21 protein-coding genes are annotated in these 24233 nt (G+C 45.9%); 3 read left to right on the top strand and 18 right to left on the bottom strand.

What is annotated here, in order from left to right; genetic code table 11:
• Positions 1 to 17: 17 nt before the first annotated feature.
• Both aroQ and CXK86_RS08355 read right to left on the bottom strand, forming a co-directional pair.
• Positions 18 to 461 carry a type II 3-dehydroquinate dehydratase gene (gene aroQ, locus CXK86_RS08360; protein WP_036614400.1) on the bottom strand — a complete coding sequence of 148 codons (444 nt, stop codon included), beginning with the start codon at positions 459 to 461 and terminating at the stop codon, positions 18 to 20.
• Between the two features lie 76 nt (positions 462 to 537).
• Complete coding sequence (locus CXK86_RS08355) at positions 538 to 1116, bottom strand: YqhR family membrane protein (RefSeq protein WP_036674985.1); 579 nt, start codon at positions 1114 to 1116, stop codon at positions 538 to 540.
• Between the two features lie 213 nt (positions 1117 to 1329).
• On the opposite strand from CXK86_RS08355, the gene CXK86_RS08350 reads away from it, so the two are divergent.
• Entirely contained in the window at positions 1330 to 2322 is a 993-nt protein-coding gene (locus CXK86_RS08350) for a DUF1385 domain-containing protein (protein ID WP_047843628.1), read from the top strand.
• 5 nt (positions 2323 to 2327) lie between these two features.
• Positions 2328 to 2660 (top strand): hypothetical protein, encoded by a 333-nt coding sequence (locus CXK86_RS08345; protein WP_047843629.1) that lies wholly within the window; start codon positions 2328 to 2330, stop codon positions 2658 to 2660.
• Between the two features lie 61 nt (positions 2661 to 2721).
• On the opposite strand, the gene CXK86_RS08340 is transcribed toward CXK86_RS08345, so the two are convergent.
• The 3 genes from CXK86_RS08340 to mntR all read right to left on the bottom strand — a co-directional run bounded on the left by CXK86_RS08340 (position 2722) and on the right by mntR (position 6063).
• Positions 2722 to 3723 (bottom strand): patatin-like phospholipase family protein, encoded by a 1002-nt coding sequence (locus CXK86_RS08340; protein WP_101313618.1) that lies wholly within the window; start codon positions 3721 to 3723, stop codon positions 2722 to 2724.
• A gap of 91 nt (positions 3724 to 3814) precedes the next feature.
• Positions 3815 to 5425: a family 10 glycosylhydrolase gene (locus CXK86_RS08335; protein ID WP_101313617.1), complete on the bottom strand. Its 1611-nt coding sequence runs from the start codon at positions 5423 to 5425 to the stop codon at positions 3815 to 3817.
• 209 nt (positions 5426 to 5634) lie between these two features.
• Positions 5635 to 6063 carry a transcriptional regulator MntR gene (mntR, locus tag CXK86_RS08330; protein WP_101313616.1) on the bottom strand — a complete coding sequence of 143 codons (429 nt, stop codon included), beginning with the start codon at positions 6061 to 6063 and terminating at the stop codon, positions 5635 to 5637.
• Positions 6064 to 6255: 192 nt separating this feature from the next.
• Here mntR and splB point away from each other — a divergent pair, with 192 nt between their 5' ends.
• A complete protein-coding gene (splB, locus tag CXK86_RS08325; protein WP_036614416.1) occupies positions 6256 to 7326 on the top strand; it encodes a spore photoproduct lyase in 1071 nt (356 codons plus the stop codon).
• Positions 7327 to 7472: 146 nt separating this feature from the next.
• On the opposite strand, the gene CXK86_RS08320 is transcribed toward splB, so the two are convergent.
• The 13 genes from CXK86_RS08320 to CXK86_RS08260 form a co-directional block, all read right to left on the bottom strand.
• Positions 7473 to 8186 (bottom strand): cytochrome c biogenesis CcdA family protein, encoded by a 714-nt coding sequence (locus CXK86_RS08320; RefSeq protein WP_036614418.1) that lies wholly within the window; start codon positions 8184 to 8186, stop codon positions 7473 to 7475.
• 49 nt (positions 8187 to 8235) lie between these two features.
• On the bottom strand, positions 8236 to 9039 hold the full coding sequence (locus tag CXK86_RS08315) for a metal ABC transporter permease (RefSeq protein ID WP_017687569.1): 804 nt from the start codon (positions 9037 to 9039) through the stop codon (positions 8236 to 8238).
• Between the two features lie 52 nt (positions 9040 to 9091).
• Positions 9092 to 9850 carry a metal ABC transporter ATP-binding protein gene (locus CXK86_RS08310; RefSeq protein WP_101313679.1) on the bottom strand — a complete coding sequence of 253 codons (759 nt, stop codon included), beginning with the start codon at positions 9848 to 9850 and terminating at the stop codon, positions 9092 to 9094.
• Positions 9851 to 9949: 99 nt separating this feature from the next.
• A complete protein-coding gene (locus CXK86_RS08305; protein WP_180361737.1) occupies positions 9950 to 10939 on the bottom strand; it encodes a metal ABC transporter solute-binding protein, Zn/Mn family in 990 nt (329 codons plus the stop codon).
• Between the two features lie 295 nt (positions 10940 to 11234).
• Positions 11235 to 13259 carry a methionine--tRNA ligase gene (gene metG / locus CXK86_RS08300; protein WP_036614420.1) on the bottom strand — a complete coding sequence of 675 codons (2025 nt, stop codon included), beginning with the start codon at positions 13257 to 13259 and terminating at the stop codon, positions 11235 to 11237.
• Positions 13260 to 13761: 502 nt separating this feature from the next.
• On the bottom strand, positions 13762 to 14013 hold the full coding sequence (gene yidD, locus CXK86_RS08295) for a membrane protein insertion efficiency factor YidD (RefSeq protein WP_101313613.1): 252 nt from the start codon (positions 14011 to 14013) through the stop codon (positions 13762 to 13764).
• A gap of 2 nt (positions 14014 to 14015) precedes the next feature.
• Positions 14016 to 14480 carry a Fur family transcriptional regulator gene (locus CXK86_RS08290; RefSeq protein ID WP_101313612.1) on the bottom strand — a complete coding sequence of 155 codons (465 nt, stop codon included), beginning with the start codon at positions 14478 to 14480 and terminating at the stop codon, positions 14016 to 14018.
• Between the two features lie 338 nt (positions 14481 to 14818).
• Positions 14819 to 17074 carry a stalk domain-containing protein gene (locus CXK86_RS08285; RefSeq protein ID WP_036614422.1) on the bottom strand — a complete coding sequence of 752 codons (2256 nt, stop codon included), beginning with the start codon at positions 17072 to 17074 and terminating at the stop codon, positions 14819 to 14821.
• 275 nt (positions 17075 to 17349) lie between these two features.
• The gene (nagZ, locus tag CXK86_RS08280) at positions 17350 to 18987 is read right to left on the bottom strand and encodes a beta-N-acetylhexosaminidase (RefSeq protein ID WP_101313611.1); all 1638 of its coding nucleotides are present in this window, start codon (positions 18985 to 18987) and stop codon (positions 17350 to 17352) included.
• Positions 18988 to 19015: 28 nt separating this feature from the next.
• Positions 19016 to 20647, bottom strand: coding sequence for a response regulator transcription factor (locus CXK86_RS08275; protein ID WP_101313610.1), 1632 nt, complete (start codon positions 20645 to 20647; stop codon positions 19016 to 19018).
• Positions 20644 to 22479, bottom strand: coding sequence for a cache domain-containing sensor histidine kinase (locus CXK86_RS08270; protein ID WP_101313609.1), 1836 nt, complete (start codon positions 22477 to 22479; stop codon positions 20644 to 20646). The genes CXK86_RS08275 and CXK86_RS08270 overlap by 4 nt, the downstream gene beginning before the upstream one ends.
• Before the next feature lie 32 nt (positions 22480 to 22511).
• On the bottom strand, positions 22512 to 23342 hold the full coding sequence (locus CXK86_RS08265; protein WP_036674968.1) for a carbohydrate ABC transporter permease: 831 nt from the start codon (positions 23340 to 23342) through the stop codon (positions 22512 to 22514).
• On the bottom strand, positions 23342 to 24226 hold the full coding sequence (locus CXK86_RS08260; RefSeq protein WP_101313608.1) for a carbohydrate ABC transporter permease: 885 nt from the start codon (positions 24224 to 24226) through the stop codon (positions 23342 to 23344). Before CXK86_RS08260 ends, CXK86_RS08265 begins: the two co-directional genes overlap by 1 nt.
• Positions 24227 to 24233: the final 7 nt, after the last annotated feature.

Here is a 24233-nt window from a genome sequence, read left to right as displayed (position 1 = left end):
ATTCCCGGGTTCCCGGCTCAGGTTTGTTTGTCCAGATGACGCACAAGAGCCAGCAATCCCAGTTCATAGCTTACTTCGCCAAATCCGGCAATCTGCCCGATTGTTTCCGCTGCAATCACTGAATGATGTCTGAACGCTTCGCGTGCATGAATGTTGGATAGATGTACTTCCACTGTAGGGACTTTTACAGCATTGATTGCATCACGTATAGCATAGCTATAATGGGTAAATGCTCCGGCATTCAGTATTATTCCGTCTGCCTCACCCATCGCTGCATGAATGCGGTCAATGATGTCCCCTTCATGGTTCGATTGATAAAAAGCGATGGAGACGCCAATTTCATCAGCCTGTCTGCGAATTTTGTCCTCAATATCCTTCAGACTAAGCGTTCCATAGATGCCCGGTTCGCGTACACCAAGCATGTTCAGGTTCGGACCATTGATCACAATAATTCGTTTCATCGCTGCTCCACCCTCTCTGCAAATAACCATCTGCTATTTTAACACAGGCATTGCCGGATTGAGAAGCTTTTTTGCGCTATGCCCCCGCTTGCTCCGGCTCGCGTTTGCGTTCGTCCGTGTACTCCATGGCTACCGTGTAACCAATGAACAGCCCCCACAGCAAAAAGAAACAGAGTTCCGTGATGATTGAATCCCACGTTAAACCGTTCAAAGGTTTCATCATCCCCAGTTTTGGTCCGACCAGTATAAAGAGAATCAGCCACCAGACGATTCCATATACCATGCCGGGTAACGGTCCTTTCAGTTTTCTAATCGTGAACGTGTAGAGTAAGGATGCCAAGATGGAAAAGACGATAAAAAACAGCCAGCCTGTCAAATGTCCTGCTGCGGTATATATATATTCATGTTTGAAAAAAGGCTCGGCCAGAAATCCGACAGGTACAATCGTAAAATGCAACAGATAGAATAGCCAATGTAGCCCACCCCAGATAAAACCGGCAAAGAAGCCAAGCTCTAATGCAAAGGAAAATGGCTTCGTATAGTAGTGTGCTTGACCTTGCCTCTGGGTAGGGCGCCTGCCCTTGTCTTTTGGCTGCCGTTCTTTCGGACGTTGACCTTCATCTTGTGATGTATCTTCATGCTTACGTTCTGTCATCGATATTCTCCTTCATTCAGTTGATAATCCCGCATTATGCCTCGAATTTCCGCTCCGATTCTACGAGGTAGTATGTTCAAAACAGGACAATCTTAACAACATCCTTCAAGGTTTGACTCACAAACTAGAAATTGGTCTCAAAATTCGATACAATAGGGTTATTAAACTGCCTTTGATCGCGAAGGCCAAGAACAGAATAGGAAGGTGAATAATTTGCCTCAACAATCCAAGCCTGTCAGCTATGGGGGGCAAGCTGTCATTGAAGGCGTAATGTTCGGTGGGAAACATGTCAACGTTACAGCTGTTCGTAGAAAAGACGGCGAAATTACGTATCTGGAAGTTCCCAAGCAAGACAAGTCCTGGGTCATGAAATTGCGGCGGATTCCTTTATTACGCGGAATTGTCAGCATTATAGATTCAAGTGTCAAAGGTAGCAGACATCTCAATTATTCTGCTGACGCCTATGCTGATGATGAACTGGAACCGGAAGAGAAAGCCAAGCAAAAAGAGAAAGAAGGTTCGGGCTGGAGCCTAAGCATGATCATTGGTGTGACCGCCGTCGCCATCCTTTCATTCCTTTTTGGTAAAGTTGTGCTCACATTGCTTCCTGTTGTTATCGAGAATTTCTTATTCAAAAATGCATTCGACAATCAGTTTTTGCATAATTTACTGGAAGGCGGCATTAAGCTGATCCTGTTACTCGCTTATCTGTGGTTAATCTCACAGACGCCGATGATTAAACGTCTCTTCCAGTATCATGGAGCGGAACACAAAGTAATCAGCGCACATGAAGCTGGTGAAGAACTGACACCGGAGAACGTGCAAAAATACAGCCGACTGCACTACCGCTGCGGAAGCAGTTTCATTATGTTGACTGTCATTATTGGAGTGTTTCTATACTCTCTCTTCACGTACGATAACCTCTGGGAACGGATGGGTCAGCGTCTGTTGTTATTGCCAGTTGTACTAGGCATTTCTTTTGAACTGTTAAAGCTCACGAATTCGGTACGTGATATTCCTGTACTGCGTTATCTCGGATACCCGGGATTGTGGCTGCAATTGCTGACAACAAAAGAACCGACCAACGAACAGGTAGAAGTATCCATTGCTTCGTTTAACCGCATGCGTGAGTTGGATGCCAAGCTTGCCAATGTCTCTGCTACGTCAGAAGTACCTGTTGCAACACTCGATCCTGTGAAAGGGTGAATGATATGAACAAGCAGGCAATCTTATTTTGGACGTTCATCGCACTAGCTGCTGTTGGAGTCTTGACTTGGGTGGGGAACGCTAGTCCATCCAGGATCATTATTCCTCTGGTCGTGTTCGGAGCCGTATTCCTGCTGTACAAATATCCGCCTCGTCGCTGGGCAAGCAAAACCAAATCACCTAAGATTAAGCCATCTGCACGAACCATGGCAAAAGTCAATGCACAGTCCAGTGCCAGAAAGAGCAGCGGCTCTTCAAAGAAACGCAAGGATTATCCTTTCCAAGTGATTCAGGGACAAAAAGGTAAAAGCGATGAAGATATACCGAAATTTCATTAAAAGTTACTGATATACAAAAAAAGCAGTTCTCCCAATATGCGGAGAATTGCTTTTTTCGCGTTTATACAGGAATCAGAGGCGGAGCTTCTGCCTGTTTCTTGCGCAATTCTTTTCTTTGTTTGTCCAGCTGTTCATCATACACTTTCATATTCCACCCGTTGAAAAATTCACTCCCTGCGGTAGTACCTGATCGATATAACGCCGTGCTGTCCTGTAACGATAAATGAAATTGCGTTGGTTTAATCCCAAGCGTTGGTATCTTCACTGTCCGAAACCGGTTAATCTGTTCAATATAGCGTTCATCATGTGCTGTGAGCATCGTCTCCACAAGGGCCTGAAGCATGCTTAGCGGTCCTTTAATCCGGGCAGGTTCCACTTCCGTCTTCCCCACCATTTTGAATCCAACAACCGGAATAACGTCTCCTCCTCGTGCCGAGCGATCACCATCGAAGAGCCACAACGGAAAATTGCTAAGCAATCCACCATCCACGACATAAACGAACTGATCTTGAAAAGGAAGCCCTTTGGAGAATAATGGTGATTTGCGTATGACTACCGGATCGAAAAAATACGGGATACTGCAACTCATACGTACCGCCTTTGCAACATCCAGCTTCGCAGGGTCAATGCCGAACCGCCGAATATCGTCTGGTAACACCAGAATGGTCCCATTGGATATATCGGATGCGGTAATAAGCAACTTACCTTGTGGCAAGTCAGCGAATGTACGAATCCCTTTCTGCTCCAGCATCTTACGAATCCATGATTCCAGCGCTTCTCCCGAATATAGTCCTTTCTTCAAGAACAGCCTTGCCGCGGGTCCGATCCATCGCGTATTAAATATGGGGGAACGACGTAGCAATGAAACAAAGGGGGTATTCTCAATAATGACTTTCATCTCCTCGGCCCTGTAACCGGCCGCTAGCAGAGCAGCTACAATGGAACCGGATGATGTGCCTGCCACTCGATTAAACTGAATGCCGCAGTCTTGAGCACCCTGCACAGCACCTGCAAGCGAGATCCCTTTGACGCCTCCACCTTCAAACACCGCGTTAATTAACATAACAAAAAACCCCCGTTCTCCAGGCAGCCACGTTTCTACTGCCACTCTATGAGAACAAGGGTTTGTCTTATCACTGTATTGTTAAAATGTTTTATAGACCATAGTAGGCTTTTAATTGGGCAATCAAGCCGAGAGGGTTCTTCGTCAAGTACTGTGAACTAAAGAATATATCCCCTTTGACCGAACCATACTTCTTGTTGTAGTTCAGCTGATCGATGATCTCCTGTGATGTCTGCCACCCAATCTCTGGCGTACCTAACTTATAAGGTGAGTGGCCGATATACAATTTTACATTTGTGTTAGCCACTTCATTCGCCCACCAGTCCACGACTTTGTCATATCGGGCTACGCTCAGTGTCATACTCCAATACACCTGCGGAGCGACATAGTCGATCCACTCCTGGTTAATCCATGTCCGCACATCTGCATTCATGCTGTCATACGCGGTTACTCCTGCTTTGGTATCAGAACCTGTCAGATCAACAGATTTGTTACGCCATACACCAAATGGACTAATTCCATATTCAACGTTAGCTTTCACGCTGTGAATGCTCTGCCCGAGCTGCTTAACGAACTGATTGATATTGTCCCGACGCCATTCAGCACGGTCCTTAGTATTTAATGTGTTATAGGTTTTGAAGGCTGCATCATCATTAAAAGTCACATTGGACGGATAGAAATAATCATCCAGATGTACACCATTAATATCATACTGATTGACCACTTCCATGATCGTATCGATAATATGCTGTCTGGCTTCCGGGATACCCGGGTTAATGTACATTTTGCCCGATGCATTCACAATCCAGTCGGGATGAAGCTTCGAGATATGGTTTGCAGCCAAGTTTGATGTACTTGCTGAGTTCGTTGCTCTAAACGGATTAAACCAGGCGTGGAACTCCAGACCCCGTTTGTGTGATTCCTCAACCATAAACGCGAGGGGATCATAACCTGGATCTTTACCTTGTGTTCCTGTCAATACGCTGTTCCAAGGTACCAGACCTGAAGGATAGATGGCATCCCCATTGGCTCTCACTTGGACAAATACGGCATTAATGCCCATACCTTGCAACGTATCTAGCTGTTTCGTATACTCCTGTTTTTGCTTCTCTACATTTCCCTTGGCACCGGATGTAGGCCAGTCTCCATTCACAGTGGAAATCCAGGCTCCCCGCATCTCTTCAGAAGCTGGTACAGTGCCCGTGCCTCCAGGCTCCGCTGGGGTTACCGGGGTTGGTTCAGGAGTTGGGACTGATTCGTCTCCTGTGTAAAGATCAATGGTCTGGGCAGCCTGATTCCAGTTCACTCGAATGCCCAGGTTCTCACTGACGAATCGAATGGGTACCATGACTCGACCTTGTTTCAATTCGACCGATGCATCCAGACCAACTACAGCGTTATCCACCGTCGCCTGCTGGCGTCCGCTCGTCATAGAGATGACCGAATCTGATTTCTGAATGGTCACGGTACGAGTAGCTTGAGACCATAGAACAGACGCACCCAGTCCTTCGCTAATAACACGCAGAGGCACCATCGTTACATTTACTTTGGGCAAGATGTAGGGTGATACATCCGATTCCAAACGGTTGCCGTCTAGAAAAATAGCGATTTCCTTCTGCCCGGCCGCTTGTGCCGTCATGCCTGCTGTCTGTAATCCAAGTACAAAAATGAGCAGCAACATCAATCCTTTACGAACGTTCATTAGTGCAGTCCTCCAAAATCATTATAAATTTGCGGTAAATTCTACTAGTTTAATAGACGCTCTTACCGTTCGTTTAGTTGCGAAAATCACCAAATTTTGGTGTGATTGCAGACAAAAAAATGCTTCCTGCCATTGAAACGGCAAGAAGCATCCTTTGATCACGGGATACGATTCATTGTATAGCACCATGTGTATTCCACTGCTGAAACTTAAGACTCCGTATTACTCATGATGTCCTGAAGGTTTTTGAGGTCACGCAAACGGCTCTCATCCTGACGGAAGTATTCAACCAAGGACTCGATGCATGTAATGGAGTCCCAGCTCAGATGATGTTCAATGCCTTCAACATCATTGTAGATATTTTGTTCCTGAACACCAATCGTTGTCAAAAATTGTTCAAGCAGATGATGGCGCTCCATCAAACGTTTGCCCATCTTTTTGCCTTTTGGCGTAAGCACCAGTCCGCGGTACTTTTCATAGATCAGGTACTCGTCTTTGTCCAGCTTTTGGATCATCTTCGTCACCGATGAAGGATGTACTTCCAGTCCTTCAGCTATATCAGACACACGAGCATAGCCCTTTTCATCAATTAATTTGTATATACGCTCCAAATAATCTTCCATACTGGGCGTTGGCATCTGCTTCCCTCTTTTCTCTCTGACCGGCCCCTATTCGTGCCTGGTCCCTATCTTATAATGATACATGTTATCAATACGCATTGGCAAGTCCTGTACAGTTCGGAGCGCGCTGTTACACAAGTAATTGGCAGGCGTGACTTCTCCCCAAATGAGGCAAACTAAGCAAAGTTCCGCATCGAAAGGAGTGATTTCGTGAGTACAAGTGTAGCCTCACCGCCAGTTCGTAAAGCAAAAGGTACTAAACCCTTTATTCCCGATTTGGTGTATTTTGAACCCGGTGCGTTGGAATATGATAAGGGCAAACGGATTATGGAATGGGTGACATCCAAAAACATACCTTATCAGATGACCACATCCCATAACCGAATCACAAACTTGCCGGGTGAAACCGAACAAGAAAAATATCGGATGGCAAAGCGTACTCTGGTCGTCGGTGTGCGCAAAACACTCAAGTTTGACCAGTCGAAACCTTCAGCGGAATATGCCATTCCCATCTCTACAGGCTGTATGGGGCACTGCCATTATTGTTATCTTCAAACTACACTTGGTGCGAAACCTTATGTCCGTGTCTATGTCAATACCGAGGAGATCATTCAGGCTGCCAAAGGATACATTGAAGAACGCGCGCCTGAAATTACACGATTTGAAGCTGCCTGTACGTCTGATCCCGTAGGACTCGAGCATATCACGGAGAATTTAAGTGACCTGATTCGTTTTATGGCGGAAGAAGAATATGGGCGCTTGCGATTTGTAACCAAATATCATCACGTTGATCCGTTGCTGAACCTTAAACATAACGGCCACACCCGTATCCGGTTTAGTGTCAATTCGGATTATGTCATCAAAAACTTTGAACCGGCTACCTCCAGATTTGAGGAACGCATTGAAGCTGCTGGCAAAATTGCACACGCCGGTTATCCCCTGGGATTCATTATCGCTCCGATCATGTGGTATGAAGGCTGGGAAGAAGGATACTCGGATCTGTTGCAGAAGCTGGCAGATACGCTTCCAGAGGAAGCAACCAAGGATCTTACCTTTGAGATGATCCAGCACCGTTTTACCAAAACGGCCAAAGCAACCATTGAGAAACGTTATCCTAAAACCAAGCTGGAGATGGATATCGAGAAACGTAAGATGAAATGGGGCCGCTGGGGTCAGTACAAGTATGTGTATAAGGATGACCAGCAAGATGCGCTGCGCGAATTCATTACGGAACGGATCTTTGAACATTTCCCACTAGCCAGTATTGATTACTTCACCTAAACGAACAACAGGATTGCCCAAAATCATATGCAGTTAAAAGCATTCCTAACAAACGATTAAAAAGCAGGTTACATGACCCAGAGTGACTCTGGTGACATGTAGCCTGCTTTGTCATGCATTTTTTAATTCAAATTCAGTTCATCCGTTTAAATGATCATCCAGTCTGGTGTAATCTGCTGCAACCAGATCGTAATCTTCGTCATCTGATCTGTAAAAAGCAATACCCCAAGGAACAACATTAATGCTCCCCCAACTTTCATCATGACATTGGAATACCGTAAGATCCAACGTGTAGAACCAATGAAAAAGGCCAAAATGAAGAACGGGATTGCAAACCCTGCCGTATAACCTGTAATCAGCGCCAGCCAGGTTGTGGGCTCACTTGCAGCCATAGCAATGATTGCTGTTAGAATAGGGCCAATACACGGCGACCACCCTGCTGAGAAACCGATACCAAATATAAAAGAGCCCAGATAGCCTGCTGGTTTCCATTTCATATCCAGCTTGCGTTCCTTCATCAGAAACTGTGGCTTGAACACACCAAGCAAAAATAACCCCATAAGCATAATCAAAATCGCAGACAATTGCCGAATCAGTTCTCGGTTATCATTGAAAAATTGGCCAAACAGTCCAGCACCCAGGCCAAGCGAATAAAATACAGCCGAGAAGCCTAAAATAAACGCCAGCGTGTGCGTCATCGTCTTAAAACGGACTTCTCGCTGATTGCGGTCATCCTTCAATTGTTGCACCGTCATACCTGTAATGTAGGAGAGGTATGATGGGTACAACGGAAGACAACATGGTGATATAAATGAGACCAAACCTGCTACAAAAGCCATCCATACATTAACATCAGGCATGAAGCGGATGTCTCCCTTCCCCGGGCTCTCGTGCTTGTTCGTTTAGCCGTCAGGCTCGGAACCCTTTTTTTCCAATCATCGTCAGAATCAGCATCATGATCAGCAATAATACAATCGTTGCTCCAGGTGCGAGGTTCCAGATACCTGCTACAACCAGTCCAAGGACTACGGCAATTTCGCCAATCACCACGGACAAAATAATGGCGGATTTGAAACTTCGGGCCATCAACAAGCTGACCGCTACCGGAATGGTCAATAGCGCTGACACCAGGAGCGCACCGACAATCTTGATCGCCGTGCTTATGACAAGTGCTGTCATCACAGTGATTAACATGTTCAGAATTCTCACAGGCAACCCTGTAACCGCTGCCGCATCTTCCTCAAAGCTGAGCAGGAAAAATTCCTTATGTAACAATGCCACTACAATCACCACGATCAGCGTAACCACACCTACGAGCTTCAGATCCGTAGCGTCTAATGTATATATACTGCCGAACAAATAACTCATGACATCTGCATTATATCCTTTGCCCAGCGTAAAGAACAAGGAAGCAAGAGCCACGCCACCGGACATGATAATGGCAATCGATAATTCGGCGTAACTCTTGTACGCTTTGCGCAATTTCTCTATCGCAAATGAAGCAAGCACGGCAAATATCAAGCCCACCGCAATGGGATACACTTCAATCAGGAATCCAAGTGCAACACCGGCAATGGTCACATGAGACAAGGTGTCTCCGATCATGGATAACCGCCGCAAGACCAGGAACAGTCCGATTAACGGAGCGGTAATGCCAATTAACAATCCACCCGCCAGGGCACGCTGAAAAAAATCACTCATTAATATTTCCAAAACAAACACGACTCCTTCGGCCTTACTCTAATCTAATGGACCATAAATACGGCTAGCGTACCTGTGCAGTGGTATGTTGCAGATTGGTCTCAGCACAATCCTGTACCTCATGCGAATGACGGACATGAAAATTAATTTTGCCATTCGTTACCACAGCTTCAGAACCCAGATAACTCTCCATCCGATCCATATCATGAGACACCATTAGAAAAGTCATTCGGTGATGTTCATGCATATGCGTAATCAGTTCAAAGAAACTGGCCTGTGATTCAGCATCAATACCTACGGTAGGTTCATCCAGAATCAACAGATCAGGGTGATTGATAAGCGCTCGTGCCAAAAATATACGCTGCTGCTGTCCGCCGGACAATTGACCAATACGTTTGTTCGCCAGATCCTCGATCCGCATGACCTGCATCGCATCCGTGCACTGTTGCTGGCATTTGCGAGACATACGACGGAACATGTTTTTGTTATTATACAAGCCTGACATGACCACTTCACGAACGGTCGCAGGGAACAACGGGTTAAATGCATTCTTTTGAGGCACATACCCGATTCGGTCCCAGTCCTTGAATCTGCGGATTGACTGTCCAAATAGTTTGATATCTCCCTGCGCAGGAGGAAGAAGTCCTACCAGCATGCGCAGCAATGTCGTTTTACCCGCCCCATTGGAACCGATAATCCCGACAAAGTCCCGTTCCTGGGCCATAAAATCGAGATTCTCAATCACTCGCTGGTCCCCATAGGAAAATGATAGTTTCTCGATCTCTATAATTGGATCATGACATAGTGGCATGATTTGCTGCATGGCAAAGCCGCCCTTCATTATATATAAGAATCCCATAGCGTCCTAAGAGCCTTCACCGTGAACGGTAAAGACTCTTCGATCTGAATTCTTCATTATATCTTATTTTAATGCGATCAGCAGATTTTGCAAATTTTTCTCCATAAGGGTGAAATAATCATCCCCGTTTGTTGCCTGCTCCTTGGTCAATCCCTCAACCGGATTAAGGACCATGGTCTCCACTCCTGCTTCACTTGCCAATGTTTTCGCCAATTTGTCAGATACTAGCTCTTCGAAGAAAATGTATTTAATGCCTTCATCTTTAACGAGTTTCGCAAGCTTCACAATATCCTGTCCTGTCGGTTCAGCATCCGGGGAAAGTCCCATAATGGCATGCTGGGTTAATCCATAATCACGTGCAAGGTAGCCAAACGCTTGGTGCGAGACAACAATTTCGTTGTTTGGTACGTTAGCCAATTCATCTGTAAAACGCTGATCCAGCGTCTCAAGCTTCGTACGAAGCGCTTCATAACGTTGTTCGTAACCTGCTTTGTGATCAGGGTCTGCCTCGACCAGACTATTTTTGATGTTTTCAGCCATGATCATGGCTGATTTCGGACTAACCCACGTATGTGGATCAATATGATGATCAGCGACATCTTCACTGGTAGCCTCATCTGTATGTTCATCTGCATGCTCGTCTTCGTGCTCTTCACCGTGACCGTGCCCATCATCACCCTCAGCAGTTAACAGTTTAACCCCTTCGCTAACGGCAACAGACTTCACCTGTGTATCGCTATTCAGCGACTTCAGGAAATTTGGCACCCATCCTTCCAGTCCAGCTCCATTATAAAGAAACAGCTGTGCCTTGGACGTATTAACAATATCCTGACTCTTCGGAGTCCAGTCATGTGGCTCTACTCCCGTTGGCAGCAGGTTAATAACATTGGCATCCTCACCACCGATTGCAGTCGTAAAAGCATATACAGGATAAAATGTCGTCACAACGTTTACCTTGCCTTCCACAATCTTCGCACTATTGGAACTATCCTGCCCACAAGCTGACAATACCAGCAAAGTGAGAATAAGCAAACCCGTCCACAGTAACTTCATGTTGCCTCTTTTGCTCGTCTTCCCTATCCGGTTATCCTGAGCTTGATGTTGCACTTTATAAAATATCATTATGATTCACTCCGCATCTCTTAATCGTAAACATTACTGAAAGAATTATAGGTAACCTGAACCTACTTGTCAAGCTATCTCGTCCTATTCATTCTTTCCTGAAGTACGGAGTTCATAACAGTATATGCTTGTTCTCTTCCCTTAAGATGCGAATTATATCAACAAAAAAAGGGACCCGAATTATATCGGGCCACCTTGAGTCATTTTTATGACAGAATTTGATTTCTTATTTCACTTGTGCGCCATTAGGCATGTTGTCTGGTACTGTAGCCAGTGTAAGTTGGTCGCCATGGGATGCTGCAAGGATCATACCCTGAGACAATTCACCACGAAGTTTCACCGGTTTGAGGTTCGTGACACAGATGACTTTGCGTCCAACCATCTCTTCTGGCGAATAGAACTTCGCAATTCCAGATACGACCTGGCGCTGCTCATAACCGAGATCGAGCTGCAATTTCAGCAACTTATCCGCTTTTTTGACCGGTTCGCAGGCAATGACTTGCGCGACACGCAGTTCAACTTTGGCAAAATCGTCAATACCGATCTCTTCCGTACCTTCAGGTGCGGTTACCGGTTCAACAGGTGCTGAAGCTCCAGCATCTGCTTGACTTGCTTCAGGCTGTGCTGCTTTTTGGCCACCAGTCATTGCTTCGGAGATATAAGCAATTTCCTGTTCGGAATCCAAACGTGGGAAGATTGGATCACCTTTTTGCAATGCATTTCCAGTTGGAACCAGACCCCATTGCTTGGCTGTATCCCAAGCCGTAAGTTCACCTTCCTGAATGCCGAGCTGTGCCCAGATTTTATGAGGAGCACGTGTCAGGAACGGTTGCAACAGAATCGAAGCAATTCGCAAGCTTTCGATCAGGTGAGCCATAACGGATGCCAATTCATCGCGTTTTGCTTCATCACGAGCCAGCGCCCATGGCTGCGTCTCATCAATATATTTGTTGGTGCGGCTGACAAACTGGCTGATCGCTGTCAGTGCTACGGAAAACTGCAGGTTTTCCATCGCCTGTTCCACTTTTTCCACTGTAGCATGGCCTGCTTCTTCCAGCGAAGCATCAAATTCCGTTACATTCGATGCAAACGCAGGGGCTTTGCCTTCAAAATATTTGTCTACCATGGCAACGGTACGGTTCAACAGGTTACCCAGATCGTTCGCGAGGTCGGAGTTAACACGCTCTACGAAGCTCTCCGGTGTAAACGTACCATCGGAACCAAACGGTACTTCACGCAGCAGGTAATAACGCAGTGCATCGAGACCGTAACGGTCAATCAGAGTCACTGGATCAACGACATTACCTTTGGATTTGGACATTTTGCCGTCCTTCATCAACAACCAGCCATGTGCAAACACTTTCTTCGGCAAAGGCAAGTCCAGCGCCATCAACATAATTGGCCAGTAGATCGTATGGAAACGAACAATTTCTTTCCCTACCAGATGAACATCCGCAGGCCAGAACTTATTATACAGGGATGCATCGGATGAACCGTAGCCCAGTGCTGTAATATAGTTGGACAACGCATCAATCCACACATAAACCACGTGTTTTGGATCGCCTTTAACTTTGACGCCCCATTCAAATGTAGTCCGCGATACGGCCAAATCTTCAAGACCTGGCTTGATGAAGTTGTTGATCATCTCGTTCTTACGGGATTCCGGCTGAATAAAGCCCGGGTTCTCTTCATAATATTTCAACAAACGATCTGCATATTTGCTCATACGGAAGAAGTAAGATTCTTCTTTGACCAATTCAACCGGGTGTCCGCTATCCGGGCTCTTGGCCGAGATAATCTCACCATTCTCATTTTTCTCTACATCCACCAGTTGAGTCTCTGTGTAATACGTCTCATCCGGAATGCTGTACCAGCCTTCGTACTCACCTTTGTAGATATCTCCCTGTTTCAGCAAACGGTCAAAGATATCCTGCACAATGGTTTTGTGACGCTCTTCGGTTGTACGGATAAAGTCGTCATTGGAAATGTCCAACTTGTTCCACAGTTCCTTGATCCCCACAACGATATCGTCGATAAAAGCTTGCGGTGTCTGTCCTTTCTCTTGTGCCTTGCGCTCAATCTTCTGGCCATGTTCATCGGTTCCTGTCAGATAATGAGCATCGTAACCACGTAGACGCTTGTAACGAACCATCGCATCTCCCGCCACAGTTGTATACGCATGCCCAATATGCAATTTGTCACTCGGATAATAAATCGGGGTTGTCAGATAAAATGTTTTTTGGTCAGCCATGAATGACTTCTCCTCCTTCAAATGTTCCTGCTCCATGTGATCCCTTCGTCCAAATCAACTAAAAAAGAACACAAAAAACTCCCGCCCCTATGGGACGAGAGTTGCTCTCACGTGTTACCACCCAAATTCCCCATGTTTTTCACAAAACACAGGCTCTGTCGGTCCTTCGACCGCCCATTAACGCTGGATCACGCCTCAGCCTTACGACAGCAGCTCTGAAATCACTGTCTGCACGCTCGAAAGAGGTTCCTCCGGGACCATGTTCCATCCTCCTCCCAGACCGGTTCTCAGCTCATCCGGCTCTCTGCACTGGGGGTGTGTCTGTACTTATCCCTTCACTGGAAATCATATAGAAGTTGTTCAAAAAGTTAAAACTAGACTTTTTGAACTCGCATATATAGGAAAAATATACTGAAATGCGGACCCCTTTGTCAAGTGGACAGCATACTCAAGTTCAATCCTGGCCTGCTTCCAGGCCACCCGAATACTTCAAGTTACATCGTTACTCTGATACCATCATGGATTTCTCCACCTTTGGTGGCACCAGATCTACACCGCCTGGATGAAACGGGTGACATTTGGCAATACGTTTCGCTGTTAACAACGAACCTTTGAGCGCACCGTGCACTTCAATCGCCTCCATGGCGTAAGCCGAACAGCTCGGATAGAACCGACATGTTGGCGGTGTTAATGGAGATATATAGTTGCGGTACACCCGAATGGGTGCCTGAGCAATTCTGCGCGATAACTTCATGGTCAGTGCTTCCCATGAGTGTGTGTATGTCCCGATGCCGCTTTGGCCGGAGCATGCTCTGCACAGTCCTTACAATATCCAAATACCTCGAACTTGTGGTCCACAACCTGAAATTGCTCAGGCGCATCCGCAAGCTGCATCGGGCAAAAAATAATAGGATATGTCTTCTGACACTTCAGACAGATCATATGATGGTGATGATGATCTTCACTACAGTGCGCTTTGAATTTAACGCCATCTTCGAAGATGACCTGTTCCAGTACACCCAGTTCCTGCATCACCCGCAAATTACGATATACTGTGTCAAAACTCAGTCCGCTGTAAGTCTTACCCATATATTCATAGACGTCCTTGGGTGTAAGATACCCCGGAGACTCGGCAAATAACCGGGCCAGTGTTTTCCGCTGATCGGTAATGCGAAGCCCCTGTGAGGACATGGTTGAAATAATCTGTTCTGTCGACAGCATGATCTAAAGCACCTCCTGTCATACGAGCATTTTGCATCATTCATAGAGCGACAGTTTATTCGGCAAAATCGAAAACTTTTGCTTTCTTGTATACCTCTAATAATGCATCAAATTACGATTAGAGTCAACGAAGACACCGGGTTAAGTCATTTTAACATCACATAAAAAGGACTCCATGCACATGCATTGCCATTAGTCTAGCTTGAGCTAATGACATTACATTTTGATGGAGTCCCTTCCTGACGGTTCAGATGATCAATCGTTCGGGCGACTTTTGGGGTGAACGGGTATATATGATATAAACTTTCACTCCAAACCGTCCGTGCATGTTCATGGTATTACTTTTCAGCCGGAAGCGGCGTGAACAGCAGGTTAACAGGCAAGTTACTTCCTGGTGCCGCCGAGAAGAGAATAGTTACACTCTCGCCGTACGAACCTGTGCGATACATTACGCTTTGCTCATTAGGTGCAGTTACAGATTTACCTGTGGAAATCTGAACGACCTGTCCATTCACGAGTGCCACACCTGAATATCTGCCTCCACGAGGGTTGAATGAAATCAACGTGCGCGGAGCAACATTATTCAATGTAATTTTGTACAATACACCGAAGTTACCTGCGTTGGACGCTTCAGTGAAAGCCATAGGGTCCGTTCCCACAAGGTTTGGATCACTTGCATTGTCTCCAAGTGGAAGACGTGCAGGTTTCGACCCTACTTCTTGGTCATACGTAATGATCCGTGTTGCATTTGGATAGGTACCACGGTTGTGAACTCCATCACGATCCAGAACCGGTAGGCTCGATAACACTTCCATCGGGTCCTTGTTTTCTTCGATCATGATAATGTTGTAATCCAGTTCATAGTCACTGAATACATCCGAATACAAGGAAATGACTTGTCCCTGTTTCATCGGAAGAACGCTCAGATCATTAAGAATCAGCTTGCTTTCTCCTGGCTGGATGTACACTTTCTTTTGTCCGGTACCATTCTGCATGGATTGGAACCAACGGTCAATCGACAGCTTTCCAGCTACCGTTGCAAAAGGAGACGGTCCTGCAAAACCCATGTTTTGCTGGTCAATGGACGCCGTGTATGCATTGTTGTTTGTCGCTACAACATACATTTTTACGCTTTTGCCCGTGTTGTTCACATGGTGAATCATGAAGCGTGTCTGTCCGAAGGAAGATTCCTTGTACACAATGCCTTCTGTATTCACGGTTTCCGGGCTGTTACTGCGGATCAGCAGACTTGGTTCGTCATAATACGTGAAAGGAACTTTCTCCAATGCCGGTACTCCACCACCGTCAAAAGTGAACTTCTCACCGACTGGTGTGAACAATTGATTGAAGTCAGTCACACTATAAAGTGTTTCTCCCGTAATATTGATCATCTTGGTATAGCTATCGCTAGCACCATGTTTATCGGTAACTGTAATCGTTACGGTCTTCGGTCCTGGAACAAAGAATGCAAGTGCATTGTTATCCCATTCGGTTTTTACAATTGCATTCTCATCATCTGTGCTTTGATCAATATAAGTGATTTTCTCACCCATTTTGTATTCTTCTTTATCTGTCGTAAACATTGCGACAGGTGGCAGATTCGGTCTTTCAACCTTAATCGTAACCGAATACGGATCGCTCCATTGACCACTTGAATCCTGGACCGCATAGGTTACTGTGTATACACCTGGTTGGTCGAATGAATCCTGACGGCCTGTCCAACGCTCATCTACAATGCTGAGTCCCTTGGGAGAGCTGGATCTGGTTGTGTAGGTTACCTGGTCTCCGGCAAAAACCTCTTTTTGTACCGTGAAGCTTGCCACCGGTTTGGTACTCAGATTCAATACAACCGTTTTGGCAGATTGATTTACTTTATACGTAATGTCCAGAGCCTGTGTAATTGAAGTCAACGGCACCATGAACGTATTTTTTTGTTGATAAGCCGCGCCCTTCATCGTTCTGGACACACCATTAACGGTATAGATCTTGCTGTTTGTTTTGAAACGCAGCTCATCTTCACCACTAATAATGATCGTTTCTTTAGTTGTGTTATCATATTTGACATCATAGCCAACCCGATCAACGAGAGCACGGATCGCTACATAGGATACACCATTTTTTACAGCCATCGGCTGTCCAGCAAGATATGTTTTGCCATCTTGCATCATTTTATTACTGTTCATATAAAGAGTGAGGTCTCCACCCCGGCCTCCAGCAACAGATGAACCGCCTGTAGATGGTTGCTCCACTTCTACTGGTGCAGGTGCTGGTGTTTCCTCAGCTGTACCTTCTTCGTCCATAGGTTCAATTACCGGCTCAACAGGAGTCGCGTCTGTTCCTGTAGGAACATCTGTCTCAGGAGGGTTCACTTCTTCAGTTGTTTCATTATTTGATGTTGGAGTGTTTGTTCCGGATTTCACTTCGGATTCCGCGATGGTTTGTTCTTTCTTCACAACCTCCACGGATTTAACTTTGGCTGTATTCACTGATGTAGTATCGCTCTGATCTGCTGATTGTGCATTGGCAGGAATCACTGCAAACGCCTGAAACACAGCAAAAGCGGTAAGTATGGACAATTTCTTCTTCAAATTCATTCTTTGTCTTTGGCTCCTTCTGCTCCCATTTTATAAATATCCCCCTCAAAAAGTCATATTATTAGACGCTTGGAACCGGGAAAAGTTGCTAAAAAGTTAAGAGGAGAATTGTAAACTTTTAATAGAAGGAAAATACTATGAAAATAGTTATCTATTAATTATCTTTTTGGCATTCGTATCCCAAAATTAACCAATAGAAAATTCCAACAAAAAAATCTCTCCGGGAGATGGTCAATCAGCACCATATCGCAGAGAGATGTAAGGATTGAATAGGTCTAGCGCAAACGGACAGGCAGACTTCCTGTTGGCTGCAGTCCACCGGTTAACACATGGGACAGTACCCGAACAACTGCAGGTGTATTCTCATACGTACACACATAACTACCCGGCATCGAAATCTCCAGCAGATCATATGGATTGCGCAGAGCAATTACAATCAGCGAATGATTCTTACTAAGCTTTTCAACCAAATACTGTTGCCCTTTCGGAAGATGACCTGCCGATGTGTACGTACATACGATAACTTGTTCACTATCCGACACATCAGCCAATATCCGATCTGCTTCATCATAAGTGGGCTGAGTAGTAATTTTGTGCTCACGAACTCTGCCTCGCAGCTGCGATAATGCCATACCCAACGATTCTGTATGAGACCATGGTTCATCCACCTCTGTCCGTTGCACAACCTCAGGCCAGATGACATACACGTCCTTCTCTGGTTCCAACGGCAGCAGCCCATCATTATGAACGATGGTAATACTGCTTGAAGCAATCTTGAACAACGTCAATTCGTTGGGCTCAGTGGGTTTAGTGGATTCAGTGCAATCAACAGGTTCGACATCGGTTGCTTCGACCGTTTCACTCGCTTTCGGCGAAACAAGAAGATCATTCTGCTGGCTGTAGCGCTTTCTTTTCCATGTCATAATGCGTTCCACCGCCTGATGAATAACCTCTTCCGATACTCGCCCCGTTCGAACTGCTTCCACAATGGCTTCCAGCGCAGCAACCTGATCTTGCAAGGTATGACTCACCAGAATCAGATCTGCTCCTGCTTCCACAGCACGAACGGCAGCTTCAGCTACCCCATATGGCTTGGATATTGCATGCATTTCAAGACAGTCTGTAATAATAATGCCTTCAAAACCCATTTCCTCACGTAGCAGACCCGTTAACACCTTATGTGACAACGTAGCCGGAATGGGCTCGGGCTCAATCGAAGGGAACATCACATGAGCTGTCATAATAGCATCAACTCCGGCCTCAATCGCCTTACGGAACGGTAACAACTCCATCTGTTCCAACCTGTTTCGATCATGGGGTACTGTAACCATACCAAGATGAGAATCTACGGCGGTATCTCCGTGTCCCGGAAAATGTTTGGCAGTAGCAGCTATGCCCTGTGATTGATATCCGGTGATGGCTGCTACGCCATGAGCGGCCACACTTTCAGCATGTTCACCATACGAACGCACACCGATAACCGGGTTAAGCGGGTTGTTATTCACGTCGACCACTGGCGCAAGGTTCATATCAATACCGATGCTTTTTAGCTCACGACCCAGAATTTGAGCACACTCCAGGGTATATTCCGGATTGCCTGTCGCACCAAGTGCCATATTACCCGGCACTTGGGTCATTCCCTCTTGGTCAATCCGTGCAACCATGCCACCTTCCTGGTCCACCGAAATCATGAGTGGTAGGACCCCCGCTTCAGCAGCCATATCTTGCAGTTCAGCGGACAGCCGTGTCAATTGATCTACACTTTCGACATTACGCCGGAAATAAATGACACCTCCGACGTGATAGTCACGGATTAAGCGAGTAATCTGTTCATCTGCGTGCTGACTGTGAAATCCACACATCAACAATTGGCCTACCTTTTGCTCCAATGTCAGATCATTCAAGAGTTTCATTTGACCTCTCCTCCCGTTTCCCTTGCCACTACGAACCCAATCGTTTACTCTGCCTGTACTCGGAGGGTTTCATATGGAAGTGTTTATGAAACACCTTGGAGAAGTAACGGCGCTCCTTGAACCCTGTGGCTTCCCCAATCGCTGTAATGCTCCATTCGGTTGTACTCAACAATAAAGCAGCACTTTCCATCCGTTTCTGCGTCATGTATTCCACAAAAGTAACACCCATTTGGGTTTTAAATAGCTGGCAGAAGTAACCCGGGCTGATTCCAAGCCAATCTGAGACTTCATCTATTCCCAAGTCCTGTTGCAGCCGTGCATCCATATACTCACATGCAGACAGGATCAGTTCCGATACAGAAGGACGTGGCAGCGTTTGTTTGCCCTGACAGGCATGGGTAACAACCTCTGCAAGTTCAAGGAGTTCCCTCATGGATACAGCCCCTTGCAGTGCATTCCAGTAATTCACTTCGTGCTCTTCAGCGAGGGCCTGTACTTCACGCAGTTCCCGAAGCATGTGTACAAGCATAAACCGAAGATTGGTTTCATCTATCCTGTTGAAGGATTGTCCTGAATTCCCCATTCGCTGTTTAAGCCGATCCAATACATCACGTAACCCCTGCTTGTTCCCTTGCCGAATCCACCGAGTAACAAACTCCAGATCTTCTCTTGTAATCCATGAGTTAGCCCCTTTGGAGGCCGTATGATCATACGATAATGTGTTTTCGGGACAACTCGCCTTTAGCACCCCGTCTTCACTTTCCGAATGGGACATCAGTATTTTTTGACAATGCCGGTATCGCTCCAGAATTTGACTTTCCAGGTTCACGGGTACAGCATCCTGAACGACCCTAACCTTCACACTTGAATCCAAGAATAATATTTCATTTAATTCGAGACACAGTTGATGGGCCAGTTCCTCTGAGCGATGTTTCCACTCACCCGATGCCTCCAGCAGGATGCACCATTCCCCTTTGCGGGTCGAAAGAATCTGACAATCCTCCGTAATTCTCTCTGCCACTTCCCTAAGTCTGGAACTTATGGTCTCATGCCATCGTTGATGCTGAAGCTCGGACCAGCCGATAGAATGGCGAAAATAACCGACTGCATCCACCAGCAGCAACGTATACGGTGCAGTAGTTGTTATGAATTCAGGAACAGAGGAAGGATAGGAAATCTTCAATGGTGCTTCTCCTCGTAACAGGTCAATCAACTGTTTGTGTCTGATCCAGCTTTCCATCTCTTGGCTGCGATAACGTTGCGATTCGTTTTCCTGACGTCTCTTCTGGATCTGCCCGGCAAGTTCACGCAGTTTATGTTCCAGATTCAAATAATCAATTGGCTTACATATGTATTCATGTACGTTATATTGGATAGCAGTTCGAGCATATTCAAACTGCTGATACCCGGTCAGCAAAATAATCTCACACGTTTCACCCTGCTCTCGCAGCAAACGAATAAGTTCCAATCCATCCATAGACGGCATCCGAATATCACACAAGAGAATGTCTGGATGACTTTCTGTTACTTTCCCCAGCGCTTCTACACCACTTCTCGCTGTACCTGTGATTTCAATCCCCATCTCTTCCCAGGGTAAAATGTAGTTCAGATTCTCCAGAATCGGCAGCTCATCGTCAACCAGCATTGCAGTCAGATTCATCCGGCTTCCTCCTGCTCATATAATGGAATGATGCATCGAATAACTGTGCCATACCCCGGTGCTGAACATATAAATATGCCATACCCGGCCCCGTATTGAATACGAATTCGATCTGCCACACTTCGTAATCCCAATCCCCTGCGTTCCGTTATGGACGATAATGATTCCGCCCCTTCCGCGGGCATATCTTCCGGTGGATCTTCTGCCATATACTCAAATCGTGCGAGCATTTCCTGGGGAATACCGATCCCATTATCCTCAACACATAACACCAGATGACCCCGTTCTGCATATGCGCTTATCCGCAGTACACCTGGATAGGTGATCCCCTCAAACCCATGTTGAATACTATTTTCCACCAGAGGCTGAAGGGTAAGCTTAAGCAGAATTGAGCTGTATAGATGGGGTGGAATGTCAATCTCATAGGTGAACAAATCACTGAACCTGTACTGTTGAATCTCCAGATAACTCTGCAAATGTCTTATTTCCTCACCCAGCGGAATCTCCTCCTGATCCTGAATGCTGATACGAAGCATATTGCCAAGTCTGGTCACCATCTCGCTTACTTTGCGGCCCTCCCCTCGCAACGCTAACCCATTAATGGATTCCAATGTGTTAAACAGAAAATGAGGTTTGATCTGGGCCTGTAGTACACGCAGTTCCGCTTGAGCCTTCTGCTCTTGCTCTGCCCGAACACGACGGAATAATCCCCCGATCCGATCCAATAGTTCATTGAACCCTTGCGCAAGCAGCTGCATTTCATCGAATCCTTTTCCTTCCACCCTCGCATTAAAATCACCATCATCCACACGACGCATAAACCTTACAAGTACAGCAATGTTACCCGTGATGCGATTCATGAAAAAAAGATTAAAGATCATTGCTGCAAGCAGACATAACAGAATAATAATGACAGACCAACCGGCAAAGGCATTGGTTTCCGCAGATAAGGCTTCCCATGAAGTCACACTGACAAGACTCCAGTTATAGTTCTTCAGATGATATTGTGAGATGATGCTCTCCGTGCCGTCAAAGACCGTTCTGACACTGCTAAAACCTGGGCCATAACCGCCCGATTTCGAACCCAGATTTTCCATGTTTTCACCGTTATATATGCCTGCAGGATCATAGACAATCAGCCCTTCTTCATTAATTAACAGGAATGATGTATCCTGTGCCGAATCGCTGATTTGCAGGTGACGGAAGATCCGGTCGATCTCTCCTTTTTTGATCTGAACAACAAGCACGGCGATATTTTGAAAATAACTGAGTTCTTTGACCAGTCTGATCTGGGTGAAGACAGGCTCTACCCCGGTTAATTCGGGATATTCCAGAGGTGCGAGCCATTTAGGCACGCCATTAAGTTGCTGAATTTCGTTGAATAAGGGATGCACTTTGAATTGCTGAAAAGGAAGGGCTTGAAAGTTTTCTTTGGTGAAAATGGAGACAATCTGGTTATTCTCAGAAGAACGCAAATCATATAAAAAGGCATAACTAATGAACGGATAATTATATAGAAGGGAACGGAAATTGCGCTGGCTGGCATTCAGGGATAACTGATTACCGGTCCCCAGATCCTGCTTGGTCGGATCTTTGGCGTTCAACGCCATTTGAAAAACCGATGTCGCTATCCCGTTGTCGGTCACATTATTAATCTGCTGAAATACATTTTCGATATTGTAACTGATGGCCTGAAGCGCATATTCGGCCTGTTGATTGTATTTTTTCTCAATCGTATGTGATGTGACCAGAAACATGCCAATGCCCAGCGCACACATCGGTACAATAATCAGCAGCAGAAATGCCAAGGCCAGCTTCATTCGCAAGTTCATATCCCGTTCTCCCTATTCACTGGTTCATGGTATTAACCTTTGACACCACCTGCAGTTACTCCTTCTATAATTTTCTCCTGGAGTATAGCGTAGATCACAAGTACAGGTACAACACTGTATACAATACCTGCCGACATCTGGGCATAGTTCATCTGATATTGATCCCGAAACTGGACCATGCCCACTGGCAGCGTACGCAATTTATCGGTGGATAAGAAATAGTTGGCGAGTAAAAATTCGTTCCAGTTGCCGAGGAAATTAACGATAAAAACCGTAACAATGGCTGGAACTGTAAGAGGTATCACTATTTTAGCAAAGATACCCGGGGCCCTCAAGCCGTCCATGACCGCCGCTTCCTCAATCTCCCCAGGCAGAGAACGCATAAAAGCCGCCAGGATAATAATTGTAAAGGGGATCGCATTGGCCACATAGGGCACGATCAATGCCAGATGTGTATCCAATATGCCCATTTTGCGAACAAGCAGATAGATCGGCAGCATAAGTGCATTGTTGGGAATAAGCATGCCCGCCAGAATTAAACTGTACAGAAACAGGCTCCATCTCCGGTGTCTCATCCGGGTTACGGCAAAAGCAAACATGGCGCCGAGGACAATCGTACACGCCGACGATAAAACCGAAATGTACAGGCTGTTCCAGAAATACGTGCCAATCTTGGCATTCACCCAAGCCTCCACGTAATTGTTAAACTCCCATGTTGTAGGCAAACCGAATGGATTCAGGGCGATTTCATTGTTATCCTGCTTGAAGGAAGAGAAAATTACAAATAAAAAGGGAAACAAAATCGCGATTAAATACAACATTAACAACACATGAGGTATACTGCTTTTTATGCTTTTCGCCATCAATATTCCACCTTCTCGCCCCGCCTCGCCACCAGCAGTTGATACACCGCAGTGAGCACAAGCGTCAGAGCAAAGATCAGCACTGCAATGGTATTGCCATAGCCATATTTGAAGTTGGTAATCGCATATTTGATCATGTATGTCGCCAGAACCTCGGTGGACCCAGCGGGCCCACCTTTGGTCATGACAATCACGATGTCGGCTGCTTTCATGGCACCTGCGATGGACAACATAATCACCACTGAAATGATCGGCCGGATCAGCGGCAACGTAATTCGAATTGCACGTTGTACCGCCGTTGCACCATCGATTGCGGCCGCTTCATCCAGATCACGGGGAATCGCCAGTATGGCCGCCAGCACCATGACAATGTAAAATCCCGTCCACTGCCAGGCATTGGTCACCAAGATGGACAACATGGCAAATCGGTTATCCGATAACCAGTAGATTGGATCGATTCCCAGCACATGAAGCATTTTGTTTAATAGCCCGATATTCGGTTCATAGATGAATCCCCATAAAATACCGATAACGGCTGTCGACATGATGGATGGTAAAAAAACAGCGGTTTTATACAGACCTTTCAGCCTTTTTACATTGGCAATCAGAAGCGAAAATAGGACGATTAGGGGTACCTGAATCAGTACCGAAAATCCGATGAAAAAGCCGTTATTCCTTGTGGAAATCCAAAAACGTTCATCGGTCAGTGCCTTCACATAGTTGGATAAACCCACAAAACGTGGCTCAGCCGATACCCCATTCCAACTCGTCAGACTGTAATACAGGGAGCTACCAATAGGGTATAGAAAGAACATTACAAACAGAATTAGGGCTGGCATTACAAACAACGTATAGATTAACGGGCTGCGGAGTGAAGTATTCATAGTCAGC

This window comes from Paenibacillus sp. BGI2013 (assembly GCF_002843485.1).
GTDB lineage: Bacteria > Bacillota > Bacilli > Paenibacillales > Paenibacillaceae > Paenibacillus > Paenibacillus amylolyticus.
This window is presented reverse-complemented; position numbering and strand designations above follow the sequence as displayed.